General features: G+C 40.0%; 13 protein-coding genes. 7 read left to right on the top strand and 6 right to left on the bottom strand.

The window, feature by feature from the left end:
- The first annotated feature begins 26 nt into the window (after positions 1-26).
- On the top strand, positions 27-770 hold the full coding sequence (locus ON073_RS03760; protein WP_274760581.1) for an MlaA family lipoprotein: 744 nt from the start codon (positions 27-29) through the stop codon (positions 768-770).
- Between the two features lie 62 nt (positions 771-832).
- Here the strand turns inward: ON073_RS03760 and ON073_RS03755 are convergent, their stop codons facing one another.
- The gene (locus ON073_RS03755) at positions 833-2,056 is read right to left on the bottom strand and encodes an EAL and HDOD domain-containing protein (RefSeq protein WP_274760534.1); all 1,224 of its coding nucleotides are present in this window, start codon (positions 2,054-2,056) and stop codon (positions 833-835) included.
- A gap of 247 nt (positions 2,057-2,303) precedes the next feature.
- Between ON073_RS03755 and putP the strand changes: the two genes are divergently transcribed.
- The 3 genes from putP to ON073_RS03740 all read left to right on the top strand — a co-directional run bounded on the left by putP (position 2,304) and on the right by ON073_RS03740 (position 8,105).
- A complete protein-coding gene (putP, locus tag ON073_RS03750) occupies positions 2,304-3,824 on the top strand; it encodes a sodium/proline symporter PutP (RefSeq protein WP_274760533.1) in 1,521 nt (506 codons plus the stop codon).
- Positions 3,821-5,428: a mechanosensitive ion channel family protein gene (locus tag ON073_RS03745; protein ID WP_274760532.1), complete on the top strand. Its 1,608-nt coding sequence runs from the start codon at positions 3,821-3,823 to the stop codon at positions 5,426-5,428. Before putP ends, ON073_RS03745 begins: the two co-directional genes overlap by 4 nt.
- A 421-nt stretch (positions 5,429-5,849) precedes the next feature.
- Entirely contained in the window at positions 5,850-8,105 is a 2,256-nt protein-coding gene (locus ON073_RS03740; protein WP_274760531.1) for a TonB-dependent receptor, read from the top strand.
- Between the two features lie 72 nt (positions 8,106-8,177).
- Here the strand turns inward: ON073_RS03740 and ON073_RS03735 are convergent, their stop codons facing one another.
- Positions 8,178-8,729 carry a hypothetical protein gene (locus ON073_RS03735; protein ID WP_274760530.1) on the bottom strand — a complete coding sequence of 184 codons (552 nt, stop codon included), beginning with the start codon at positions 8,727-8,729 and terminating at the stop codon, positions 8,178-8,180.
- A gap of 31 nt (positions 8,730-8,760) precedes the next feature.
- Positions 8,761-9,024 carry a hypothetical protein gene (locus ON073_RS03730; RefSeq protein ID WP_274760529.1) on the bottom strand — a complete coding sequence of 88 codons (264 nt, stop codon included), beginning with the start codon at positions 9,022-9,024 and terminating at the stop codon, positions 8,761-8,763.
- A gap of 144 nt (positions 9,025-9,168) precedes the next feature.
- Here ON073_RS03730 and ON073_RS03725 point away from each other — a divergent pair, with 144 nt between their 5' ends.
- The 3 genes from ON073_RS03725 to ON073_RS03715 are packed head-to-tail and all read left to right on the top strand — an operon-like array spanning position 9,169 to position 10,995.
- Positions 9,169-9,468 carry a hypothetical protein gene (locus ON073_RS03725; protein WP_274760528.1) on the top strand — a complete coding sequence of 100 codons (300 nt, stop codon included), beginning with the start codon at positions 9,169-9,171 and terminating at the stop codon, positions 9,466-9,468.
- On the top strand, positions 9,469-10,125 hold the full coding sequence (locus tag ON073_RS03720) for an HAD family hydrolase (RefSeq protein WP_274760527.1): 657 nt from the start codon (positions 9,469-9,471) through the stop codon (positions 10,123-10,125). It abuts the gene before it with no gap.
- 45 nt (positions 10,126-10,170) lie between these two features.
- Positions 10,171-10,995 (top strand): DNA ligase, encoded by an 825-nt coding sequence (locus ON073_RS03715; protein WP_274760526.1) that lies wholly within the window; start codon positions 10,171-10,173, stop codon positions 10,993-10,995.
- A gap of 3 nt (positions 10,996-10,998) precedes the next feature.
- Here the strand turns inward: ON073_RS03715 and ON073_RS03710 are convergent, their stop codons facing one another.
- Genes ON073_RS03710 through ON073_RS03700 form a run of 3 tightly spaced genes read right to left on the bottom strand, consistent with a single transcriptional unit; the run spans position 10,999 to position 13,270 of the window.
- On the bottom strand, positions 10,999-11,457 hold the full coding sequence (locus ON073_RS03710) for a methylglyoxal synthase (protein WP_274760525.1): 459 nt from the start codon (positions 11,455-11,457) through the stop codon (positions 10,999-11,001).
- 11 nt (positions 11,458-11,468) lie between these two features.
- Positions 11,469-12,104, bottom strand: a complete 636-nt coding sequence (locus ON073_RS03705) for a LysE family translocator (protein WP_274760524.1) — start codon at positions 12,102-12,104, stop codon at positions 11,469-11,471.
- 8 nt (positions 12,105-12,112) lie between these two features.
- Positions 12,113-13,270, bottom strand: a complete 1,158-nt coding sequence (locus ON073_RS03700) for a multidrug effflux MFS transporter (RefSeq protein ID WP_274760523.1) — start codon at positions 13,268-13,270, stop codon at positions 12,113-12,115.
- Positions 13,271-13,272: the final 2 nt, after the last annotated feature.

The raw sequence follows: 13,272 nt of genomic DNA, 5'->3' as shown, positions 1-13,272 counted from the left end.
TCTGAGTGCTTAATCAAAAATGCCAAATGATCATCACCTTGATAGTGGTATGGGGTTGCCTACTGCTAACAGGGTGTGCACAGGTGCCGCCTGAAAAGGAAGACGCACGCGACCCATTGCAGTCAATCAACAGACCAATTTATGATTTTAATATGGATGTGCTTGATGCATACATGTTAAGGCCTGTTGCAGTCGGTTATAGCAAAATTACGCCGCAACCTGTTCGTAATGGTTTAGTTAATGCGACTAACAATCTTGATGCCCCAATTGATGCGACAAACTCCTTATTACAAGGAAAGGTGTCAAATTCAGGTGTGAATGTTGCGCGTTTTTTGGTGAACTCAACAGTAGGTCTGTTTGGAATTTTTGATGTTGCCTCAGAAATTGGTTTGGTTGAAGAAACAGAAGACTTTGGCCAAACCTTAGGTGTTTGGGGGGCAGGCAATGGTGCATACTTGATGTTCCCGGCTTATGGTCCAAGCACTGTGCGAAATATGTCAGGTGATATGGTGGATGCCTTTGTGTTACCGAGTTTAACGCTCGGTACGCCTGTGACGATTGGTAAGTGGGTAATTAAGGTGTTAGAAGCGCGTGCATCACTGATCCCGCAAGAGGCCTTATTAAACGAATCACTCGACCCTTATTTGTTTATGAAAGACATTTATTTGCAGCGTCAACTTTACGAGCTATATGATGGTAACCCACCGTTACCTGAAAAAGAAAAGACGCAAGAAGAAACAGCGAATGATGACTTTTTTGAAAGTCTATAGCTTAACTTTTGATATAAAAAAACCGACGTCAACGTCGGTTTTTTTATTGATAAGTAATGTAATTATTTACTCATCGTATCCATTTGGATATTAGCCCACTGCAGAGCATCGTGGTAAGCAGTTGGAATTTCATCAGAGTTAAGCTTAAGCTGCGCTTGAATTTCGTTTGCTTCGTTCCACATCGCTTTCTCATAAGCTTCTACTAAGCCTAAGTACTCTGCAAGACGTCCTTCACGTTTTAAGATAGCAAGCTTAATCTCTTCTGACAGCGGAAGCTTCTCTAAAATAGATTCCATTGACTGATCTAAAATACCATCAATTAACGATAGCATGCCTGTTAAGAATGCCTTTGAAGATTCTTGATATTGGCCTGCTTGCTCTGAAAGTAGTTCAGCAAACTTTGCTCTGGTTAAACATAAACGCATTAACTCAGGTGGCTTGTCTGAGGCAACTTGTGCTGTGAATAGCACTGATAAAAAGCGTTTTAATTCTTCAACACCCAAAACAACTAGCGCTTGCTTGATAGTGCTTATTTCAGCGCGGCGCTTAAATGCAGCAGAGTTTGAATAACGCAGAAGCTTGTATGATAAGTTTACATCACGCTCAAAAACTTCTGTCACTTTCTTTAAGTCCATTTCTGGGCTTGATGTTTGATAAAGTAGCTCTGCAAGCGTCATCTCGTTAGGCGCTAAAGCACGGCTTTGCACAACTTCTGGCTTAGCAAAGAAGAAGCCTTGGAAGTAGTGAAAACCAAGTTCCATCGCTTGTTCAAATTGCTCTGGTGTTTCTACTTTTTCTGCAAGAAATTGAATACTTGGAAAATCTTTGGTTTGTTCAATGATTTCTTTGATCTGCTCAATTGAAGTATCGAGCCAGTCAATTTTAATGATGTCGACAAAAGGATAAAAGTGACGCCACACAGGTGCATGTTTATAGTCATCAAGGGCAATGGTATAGCCCATTTCTTTTAATTCTTTTACTGCAGCTAGTAAACGTTTACCAGGTTGCACGGTCTCTAAAATTTCGACAACAACTTCTTTGGTGCCTAAGGTTTTTGCATAACCCTTAACTAATGTTTCAAGCGTAAAGTTGATAAATGCGGGTTTATCTCCCGTCATATCTTCTAGCCCTAGGCTTAGCTGGCTTCCTTCTATAAGGCGCGAAGTTGCTTCGTCTTCATTAATATTAGGAAAAACATTTTCTAAACTGTCTCTAAAGAGTAGCTCATAGCCAATTAATTCTTTATTACGGTTTAAGATAGGCTGTCTCGCTGCATAAAAATACATAAAAGCAGAGGTCCTGTGTGTTGTCTTGTGTTTTTTTATGATCTGAATATAGGATAATTGAGTGTGTATTTCACCTACTTTTGGTTATTTTTTCGTAGGTGAATTAATTTGACGCACTACCAATTGCTTTTATCGCAAGAAATAAACAAATCAAAGTAATGTTTTGATATAGTGAAATATTATGACATCTCGCATTCATTGAGAAAATGCGAATAAAGTACCAAGTTGGGTATGTGGGAGAGTTACTTTGGAGTTTGGCACCATTTTTTCGTTAGGGCTATATTTTGTAGTCATGTTGGGCATAGGCCTTTATGCCTATAAAAAATCGACCAGCGATGTATCAGGCTATATGCTAGGGGGGCGCAATCTAAGCCCGAGTGTTACTGCTTTATCTGCAGGTGCGTCTGATATGAGTGGCTGGATGCTAATGGGCCTTCCAGGTGCAATGTATTTATCGGGCTTAAGCAGCGCCTGGATTGGCATTGGCTTAATTATTGGTGCTTACCTAAACTATTTAATTGTGGCGCCGCGTCTTCGCAGCTATACCGAGCTTGCCAATGATTCAATTACCTTACCGGACTTTTTTGAAAATCGTTTTAATGATGATAAACGCATTTTACGCGTGATTTCATCTTTGGTAATTATTATTTTCTTTACACTGTATACTTCGTCAGGTGTTGTAGCTGGCGGCAAGCTATTTGAATCAAGCTTTGGCATGAGTTACGAGTTAGGTTTGTATGTCACAGCAGGTGTTGTTGTGGTGTATACATTGTTTGGTGGCTTTCTAGCGGTGAGTCTAACCGATTTTGTTCAAGGCTGTATTATGTTTTTGGCACTTGTTTTGGTGCCGATAGTGGTGCTTACTGAAGTTGGTGGATTATCAAATGCTGTGACAACAGTTGAGCAACTAAATCCTTCATTATTGAGCTTTGTTTCTGGTGTGTCTGTACTAGGTGTGATTTCTGCAATGGCATGGGGCTTAGGTTATTTTGGTCAACCACATATTATTGTACGCTTTATGGCGATTCGCTCAGTTAAAGACTTACCAATCGCCAGACGTATCGGTATGAGCTGGATGATTGTCTCATTAATAGGTGCGTTAGCTACTGGCTTTGTTGGTGTCGTGTATGTGAATCAAACGGGCACAGAATTAAAAGACGCTGAAACAATTTTTATTTTACTTTCACAAGTATTGTTCCACCCTCTGATTGCTGGCTTTTTACTGGCTGCAATTTTAGCGGCAATTATGAGTACCATTTCATCGCAGTTATTAGTGACATCAAGCTCATTGACTGAAGATATTTATAAAGCATTTTTTAACCAGCAAGCCTCTCAAACGACTTTAGTAATGGTTGGACGTATTTCGGTATTAGTGGTTGCTTTACTTGCTATTTTCCTTGCATATGACCGAGACAGTTCTATTTTGAGCTTAGTGAGTAACGCTTGGGCTGGTTTTGGTGCGGCATTTGGACCTGTTGTGATTCTTAGCCTTTATTGGTCACGCATGACCAAACAAGGCGCCCTTGCAGGGATTATCTCAGGAGCAGCGACTGTGTTACTTTGGATCTACTTACCAATCACTGTAAACGGTGAGAGCTTAAGCAGCTTAATGTATGAAATTGTTCCTGGTTTTGTTATTGCTAGCATTGCAATAGTAGTTGTCAGTAAACTATCAAATGAACCAAGCGAAGAACAAATAGCACTGTTTAATCAGGTACGTAATAGCCAGTATAAAACAGCAACAAGTTTGAAGGATTATTGGGCATGAAAAGTGTGATGTGGCGTTGTGTGCTTATTTGTTTAATGGTGTTTTTTGGCTCTGCTATTGCAGAACCAAAAAACGAAGTAACCGTTAAGGATTTACTTGAGCAAGAAGAAGCAGAGCTACAAGTACAACCAACAAAAGAGTTAAATGCATTTGTTGGTTGGGACACTCTTGGGCGCGAAACGCCACGCACCAGTATGCAAGGATTCTTAACAGCAGCTCGTCAGTTGGACTACCAAAGCGCATCTGATTACCTTGATTTCAGAAATTTGCCGTTTACTGTGGCTGACGATCAAAAAGCCGAAATAGCCCGCCAACTCCATGTCAGTTTGGACCGAGCTCTGTGGATTGATATTGATGGTCTTTCAGGTGATTTACTTGGGAAATTACCTGAAAATGTACCTGATTATCGAGATTTAGTGGGCACGATTGATACACCTGAAGGCACAGTGCCCGTTTTATTGCAGCGTATTCCAAGTAGCAATAATAAACGCATTTGGAAAATATCAAATGCAACAGTAGCGAAAGTACCCCTGTTAGATAAGTATTATGGTTACAGTGAAATAGGTGAGTGGTTATCAATGCATCTGCCTAATTATCGCTTTATGGGCGTGATGCTTTGGCAGTGGCTTTATTTTGCCGTAATGTTTGCTATTTATATCGTTGCAGTGTGCCTGGCTTATTGGGTACTAAGCAAAATAGCGCAGTTAGCAAATTTAAAATTAGCTTATTACCTCAATTTTTTATACGGCCCTCTTAGCTTTTTAACGGCTACGATTTTAACCCGTAACTTTTCTGACTCATCTAATGTCACCTTTGCAGTGAAAGCGGTTGCTGAAGCTTCCACCATTTTGATTTTAGCTTGGCTGTGGTTTTTATGGCGAGTTGTTGAATTAACTAAAAGTAAGTTATCTGAAAAGCTGATTGCTCAAGGTAAAGAACACGCTACCTATTTATTACGCCCTGCGTCAAATGTATTTAAAACATTGCTGGTAATAGCGGCTATATTAATTTGGTTGGAAAACTTAGGTTTTAGTGCAACGACTATCATGGCTGGCCTCGGTATTGGTGGCTTGGCTGTTGCTTTAGCTGCACAAAAGTCTGTCGAAAATCTAATCGGTGCGATTACCTTATATTCGTCCACGCCGGTAAAAGTAGGTAACTTATGTCGTATCGGTAAATTTGTGGGCACGGTAGAAGAAATTGGTCTTCGTGCAACACGTGTTCGTACCATTGAGCGTACAGTGGTGTATATTGCTAATGCTAAGTTTATCGATATGGAGATTGAGAATTTTTCCGAGCGTGAAAAAATGGCATTTAGACCGAATTTATTGCTTGAAATGCCCGAATCGAATGAACAATTAACAGAGTTTAATACCGCTCTTAAAGCGCTACTCGAACAGCATGAATTAATTGATGAAAGCCCTTGCCGTGTTTATTTTAAAGGTTTTAGCCCATTTGCTGTTGAGTTGTATGTATTGTCTTATATTACAACCACAGATTTTGAAACCTATCTGGAAGTAAGTGATGCACTTCACTTCGAAATCATGAATTTATTACATCAACATAAGCTAAAATTGGCTGCTCCTGAATTGTTACAAGCGTAATAATGTAAACTGTTTGTAACCTGGTTGCGGCCATTTGTCCTTTCTTTAAATATAGTTTTTTAGACTTTTTTTGCTATTTTGCTGCTAAAAGATGAAAAAAAGATCACTTAGGCTATATTTCATATTCGATCTACTGAAACTTTTCAAGGGCATATGTCCTTCTGAAAAGGTGGCGATTTGTATTATTTTTGCCGCAAATGGATAAGGGTGTAAACAATATGTTAACCGCTGGGTTGGCTGTTGCGGCGCTGCTCAACCCGCAGTATTAAGTACTCGTATTGAAGGGTCCGCGTTTTAACGTGAAAAGTTGAACTTCGCCATTCACTTTAAAAGGATACAAGCATGATTTTGACACTACTGATGACAACAAAGTAGGTCAAATCAAACGTTTTATTTTGAGTGCACAAGGTTTTAAACCACCATGAAATATCTACAAAAGTCCAAGCTAGCTAAATTAATTCAAGGCTCACTATTTTCTTCTTTAGTTGTATCAGGTGCAGCATTTGCACAAGATGAAGAAGCAGGTGCTGCGTCATCTCAACTGGAAGTAATACAAGTAACTGCACGTAAGCGTGTTGAAAATGCTCAGGAAATTCCTGTAGCTGTATCAGCTCTTCAAGGTGATAACCTAGATGCTTACAGCTCTGCTGGTATGGATATTCGTTTTATGAATGCGAAAATTCCAAGTTTATCAGTTGAGTCTTCATTTGGTCGTACTTTCCCACGTTTTTATGTGCGTGGTTTAGGTAACACTGACTTCGATCTAAACGCATCTCAGCCTGTATCGTTAGTAGTTGACGATGTTGTTCAAGAGAACCCAATTTTAAAAGGTTTCCCTGTTTTTGATATCGAACGTATCGAAGTACTTCGTGGTCCACAAGGTACGCTGTTTGGACGTAACACGCCTGCAGGTCTTGTAAAGTTTGACTCAGTAAAACCTTCTCAAGAATTTGATGCATATACATCACTTTCTTACGGTACGCGTGGCGCAATGGATTTTGAAGGTGCTGTAGGTACAGGCCTTACTGATAACATCTCAATGCGTGTTTCGACGCTTTGGCAAGAAAAAGATAACTACATCGATACAGTAGCACCGGGTGCTGAACAAAAAGATGTTTTAGGTGGTTACAGCGAAAAAGCAGCACGTGTTCAGTTCCTTTATGAAGGTAACGACTTCACTGGTCTTTTAAACCTACGCTACCGCGACCTTGATGGTGAGCCAATTGTTTTCTACGGTAACTTAATGGATGTGGGCTCAAACAAAATTCGCGCGGGTTGGAAAGATGATGTTGTTCATCACGATGCAGCGAAAAATGCAACACAACAAGTTGAAACACAAGGTGTTAGCTTAAAGCTTGAGTGGGACTTAAATGAGCACACAATTACAAGTATTTCAGCTTGGGACAGCGCAGAAATTTATTCTCGTGCTGACGTAGATGGTGGTTACGGTTGTGGCTTCTGTGGCATGGAAACTGGCCATGGTTTTATTCCGTTTTCAGCAGAAAGTGCGGATGCTATTCCTGATCATGACCAAATCACGCAAGAACTTCGCCTATCAAGTAACTTTAGCGGCGATGTAAACTACCAAGTAGGTGTGTTCTACTTTGATGAAGATTTAACAATCGAGAGCTTCAGCTACGATACGTTAGCAAATGGTGTTCAAAACGGTTATGCGGTGCAAAACCAGCAAACGAAAGCATGGGCATTATTCGGCTCTGTTGATTACACTGTTAGCGACGATTTAAAAGTAACAGCTGGTCTTCGTTATTCAGATGATGATAAAGACTTTGTTGCTGAGCGTATTCAAGGTCCATTCGGTTCAGGTACTGCAATGGGCACAGCAAACCCAAGTGACGAACACGTTTCATGGGACCTATCTGCAACTTATAAATTAACAGATGATGTTAACTTATTTGCTCGTGCTGCAAACAGCTTCCGTGCACCAAGTATTCAGGGGCGTATCTTATTTGGTAATGAAGTAACTGTTGCTGAATCTGAAACAATTAACTCTATTGAAGCGGGTATTAAGTCAGATGTATTAGATGGCCGTGGTCGTTTAAACATGACGGTATTCTACTATCAGATGGACGATCAGCAATTAACAGCGGTAGGTGGTGACTCTAACTTCAACCGTTTATTAAATGCTGATAAAACAACTGGCTACGGCTTTGAAATGGACTCTGAGTGGGTGCTTGCAGATAACTTCTTTGCAACATTTAACTTAAGTTACAACAACACTGAGCTTGATGACGAGACATTATATCTACCAGGTTGTTTCGGCTGTACAATCACAGATCCTATGGTTGAAGGCAAAGGCTACAGCATCGATGGTAACAGCTTACCACATGCACCAGAGTGGATTGCTAACTTCACATTACGTTACAGCAAAGAAATCGGCGATGGTGAATTCTTCGCATACACTGATTGGTCATACCGCAGTGAAATCAATTTCTTCCTTTACCACTCGGTTGAGTTTACAGGTGAAGCATTATTCGAAGGCGGCTTACGTACAGGTTATAACTGGGCGTCTGGCGACAACGAATATGAAATTGCAGCGTTTGCACGTAACTTAACTGACGAGCGCGTTGTGATTGGCGGTGTTGATTTCAATAACAACACAGGTATTGTGAATGAAGGACGCTTTGTAGGCATCGAGCTTAAAGCAAAATTCTTCTAAGAATACTTTACAACAAAACAAAAAGCCCATCATTTGATGGGCTTTTGTTTTTAAGCTAAATAGACTTTTAGCTCAATTTGCATTAAGTACTTTCCAATCAGCTGTAAGCGGATGATTTATGCCAACAGATTGATAGGCTGTTTCAATTTTATTTTGTTGGTGTAACTGTTTTAACCCAGCGTTAATCGCTTTGGCGATACGTTGATGGTTTGGAAAGTGGGTCGAAATTGCATAGTGGCGACTATCCCATAACACAGCCTTTATATTTGGAATAGGCAACATCTCTTCATAGCTTAAATCACTTTCGCTTACCCTAAAGTGAAGCAAGGTGTAATCGGCAATCTCACTTTTCACTAATCTTTTCATATTTGGAAACGATTCTATATGTGCCAATTTGTTTGGTTTTAACTGATTGATTGTGTGCCAGTCTGCTGTCCAAAAACGATTTGAAATTGCGGTAAGCCTTGAAATATCATCGGTGGTTTGTGCTTTAAGTGCTTTGTCATTGTTTTTAGAGGTGTATAAACCAACATCGTAGTCACCTTTATTGATAACTGCTTTGCTGGCAAGCAATGACTCTGGATGGGCATTTATGTCAGACAACCATAAGGTATCAGCGCTCATAGCAAATTTACCACTATTGAGAAGATCGATATTACGACCATAAACAGAATTGTCGAAATACTCTAAGACGCGCCTGATTAAGTAAGATAACATCAACTAAGTCACGCCCTTGCGGTAAATTTGAAAAATCGTTAAGAGTGAGAATATTGGTTTGTTTGCTTAAACGCTCGAGGTGAAGTTTAACATCTTCTGCAATTAAAACCGGGACATTGATAAGGTTTGGAACATTGACTTCGCTTTTTACCACGAAGCTTACAACTGAAAAAAGCAATACTAAAAATCTTTGCAACCACATATTCTACACACAAAACTGCTTAGTTATGCACTATACTACCAGCTTAAGAATAATTATGCAAGTTTTGTCGATAGCCAGTTTTCGACTACTTTATATTTATTTAAAATATGCTAAAGTCTGCGCGCTTATAAAGAGGAGAAAGCTATGTCTGCGTTTTGGAATTATCGTGTAATTGAATGTCCAAGTGATGAAGGTACATTATTTCAAGTACATGTTGTTGAATATAACATTAATGGTAAAGCAGTAAATTGGTCTGAAACTGCTGAGGGGTCATTCGGTACAACCCTTGAAGGCTTAGCGCAAGATATTGAACGCCAAAAACAAGCGTTAGAAAAACCAGTGCTGACAGTAAAAAGGTTAGCCCGTGGTTATGAATTAGTGGAAGTAGAAAGTGGTGATTTAGCATCATCGCCTGTTCCAGAATCATTACAAGAGCAAAACTAAATGTCTTTGCGAGCAATTTATTTTGACTTAGACGGCACTTTGGTTGATTCAGAGCACTTACATGCAGTTAGCTGGAACAAAGTGCTTAGTGAGTTTGGCTTAATGTTTTGTGAAGATGAATTTTGCCAGCAATTTGCAGGCAAACCAACACTAGAAGCTGCCAAAGTAATTGTTCGCGAACATGGCTTAGACATTGCCCCAAGTGCACTTGCCAATCTTAAGCATGTGGTTTTTTCTGATATTTCGAAATCACAGTTACCAGACTTATTGGCAGGTGCAAAAGACTTACTCACATGGTGTAAAAAGCAAGGCTTAAAACTGGCATTAGTAACAGGTAGTGCAAAAGCCGAAGCGTCTGCAATTTTATCAGGGCATAACTTAACACCGTTTTTTGATGTGATTTATACCCGTGATGATGTTGAATTGCCAAAACCACATCCTGAGCCTTATTTATCAGCCATTACTCACTTTGCTTTAACAGCTGAAACAGGCCTTGCTATTGAAGATACAGTTACAGGCTCAACGAGCGCTAAAGCTGCTGGGTTATTTACTGTGGTGGTTCCTAACAAATACAGTATCTCTGCGGATTTTTCTCATGTAGACGAATGCTGCAACGATTTAATGGCAGTTAAGACGCTTATTGCCAGCAAACTTTAAATAATCCGATACACTTATAAGAGCCAGTAAAATTTCAAGGAGGAAATGATGGCTCTCAAATCCCTAATATTCTTTTCTTTATGTTGTTATCGCATTGTCTTTGCAATGGAAGTACAACTGGCAAACAGTTACCAGCAGCAAAGTGTCGCTAATTACTTGGTCAGTGAAAAACTAGATGGGGTAAGAGCAATTTGGCGTAACAAACAGCTTGTAACACGTAATGGTAAGCAAATTAACGCTCCGAGTTGGTTTACTGAGCATTGGCCAGATACTTGGCTTGATGGCGAGCTTTGGAGCAAACATAACGATTTTGAATTTATAGCCAGTACAGTGTTAGATCACAAGGCAAATCAAGAGGCATGGCAGAATATAAAATTCTTTGTATTTGATATGCCAGACACTTCAAATCCTTTTATAAAACGATATCAAAACTACCGTTCAATCATCAGCGAGAGCAAATCAGCATACCTTGTTGCCATCGAGCAATTTCAATTTTCAACAGATGACCAATTAGCGCAATTTTATCAAACACGTTTAGATGAAGGCGCAGAGGGGGTAATGCTGCACGCAAAAAATGCCCTGTTTAGCGTTGGACGAAGCGCTAATTTACTGAAATATAAGCCACATCAGGATGCCGAAGGTGTAGTTGTTGGCTATAGCGCGGGTAAAGGAAAGTATAAAGGGCTCGTTGGTGCTTTAATTATTGAGCTTGAAAATGGTGATAAACTAAAACTCGGAAGTGGTCTTTCTGATCAACTGAGAAGTACACCTCCTGCTATTGGCAGCAAGGTCACTTATCGCTACAACGGGTTTACCAAATATGGTAAACCACGATTTGCGAGATTTTTACGCCAAAGAAAAGAAGAGTAAAACTTAGTCCAATCGATTAGCAAGGTAGTTATGATAATCTGGAATTGTGCGATTTATTTTCTCAGACATCATCTGACTGGCTATCAGCATATCAGCTGTTGCTTCGTTACAAGCGACCGGAATGTTCCAAACGGCAGCTAGTCTTAAAAGTGCTTTCACGTCAGGGTCGTGAGGCTGAGAGGCTAAAGGATCCCAAAAGAATATCAGCAGATTTACTTCATGTTCGGCGATTTTTGCCCCAAGTTGTTGATCACCACCCATAGGGCCGCTCAATAATTTTTCTACTTGCAGCCCGGTAGTTTTCTCAATGAGGTGGCCTGTAGTGCCGGTACCATATAAATTATGCTCTGCAAGAATGTTTTTATGCTTTTCACACCAAGCGCCTAAGGCTGCTTTTTTACCATCATGAGCGACTAATGCGATGCTTTTTTTAGCAGGAATTGCAGTGATAATTTGGTCCATTTGTTAACACCTTAAAATACTTCGAGCACCAAGCGTAACCCTAATAAAATAAAAATACCACCGGCAATACGGTCAATCCATTGTTGTGCACTTGGGTGATGTTTGAAATAGCCTGCAATCTTGTTTCCACTTTTTACATAAAATACATCAATAGGAAATGCCAAAATAGGGTAGAGCAATCCAAATATCAGTAACTGTAACCACACTGGTGTAGCTAATGTGCTATCAGCAAATTGGGGAATAAACGCGAGAAAAAATAAGGCAACTTTCGGATTAAAAATCTCAGTAAGCATTGCTTGAACAAAAATGTTCTTTTCTTTTTTACCTGATAGTTCACAGTGAATAACCTCTGGTTGACGTAGACTATCAATAATACTGGTTACGCCAAGGTAAATAAGATACAAAGCACCTAGCCAAAGTACTGCTTGGTATGCAAGCTCAGATGTTTTTAATATTACGCTCAGCCCTGCAACAGCCAGTATTGTGTGAACAACCCCCGCCGCGGCAAAACCAAATGCCGTTTGCATTCCTGCGACTTTGCCTTTTGCAAACGTTTGCGCCATTAAAAACGCGTTAGATGGCCCCGGTGAAACTGCCAACAAAAAACTGAGGGTAATAAATGATAAAAGAGATTCAAAGTTAATCATGATTTTTATTAGTTATATGAAGGAATTGGAGTGTTTTCAAACTGTTTTAAGTTAATTAAAAACGGTAAAACACTTAACAGGTGTAATGCAATAATATACGGGATAGCAAGTGGCAGATATTGAGTTAGACTAACTATTAGCCCCGCACCACTCATTTGCATCATACCGAGTAATGCTGATGCTTTACCCGCATGCTGTTTAAATGGCGCGAGCGCGTTGCCAGCTGCTGCACCCATGGTAAATGAAAACCCCACGGAACCAATAAATATCGCACACATAAAGCTAGCTACATTAGCAAATGTTAGCTGAAACACCACCACTAAACTTGCAGCCATGACCATCAATATTAAACCACACATTAGCGCAAGTGATGTTGCACGTTTAATTAATTGTGGAGCAAGAAAACTGGCAATAATACTGACAGTGGCATTGATGCTGAACCAAAAGGTAAAACGCTGTTCACTGAGCCCGTGTTGATTAATTAAATAGTTTGGCGCTTGTGCTACAAACGCCAAAATTGCACCCATAGCCAACATACAAATAGTGGCATTAAAAAGAAAAGTTGGGTGCGTAAAAATTTGCCAGTAAGACACGCTTTTTTCAGCTTTATCTGTGTGGCTCTCAGGTGCGCGTTTTGGAATTGCAAATACCAGCACGGCAAGGCCTATAAGGGCAAAACCAGCTAAAAAGTAAAAATTACTTTGCCAGCCAAATTGCAAGGTTAACCATGCACCTAAAATCGGCGCTAAAGCGGGGATAAAGCACACAATACCATTTAAATAAGAGATTACTTGCGCGCTTTTATTGGCATTATAGTTATCACGAACCAGAGCAAAGGTACTTACAAATGTTGCAGCTGCGCCAATGCCTTGAATTATCCGCGCGAATATAAGTACTGTCACTGTTTCAGCAAAGGCAGCGCACAGAGCGCCTAATAAATACGTTAAAACGCCAAAAATAGCGATTTTTCTGCGGCCAAAGCGATCACTTAGTGGCCCTAAAATTAATTGGGCTAAACCAACACACAACATAAAAACAGTGATGCTTGTTTGAATATGGGTAATTGAGCTATTTAGCTCGGATGCCATCTGCGGCATGGCAGGTAAATAAAGATCGATTGCTAAAGGGCAAAAGATTACAAGCAGTACAAGGGCGAGTTTTAGCATAA

The sequence above is a fragment of the Pseudoalteromonas sp. G4 genome (assembly GCF_028875915.1).
Lineage (GTDB): Bacteria > Pseudomonadota > Gammaproteobacteria > Enterobacterales > Alteromonadaceae > Pseudoalteromonas.
This window is presented reverse-complemented; position numbering and strand designations above follow the sequence as displayed.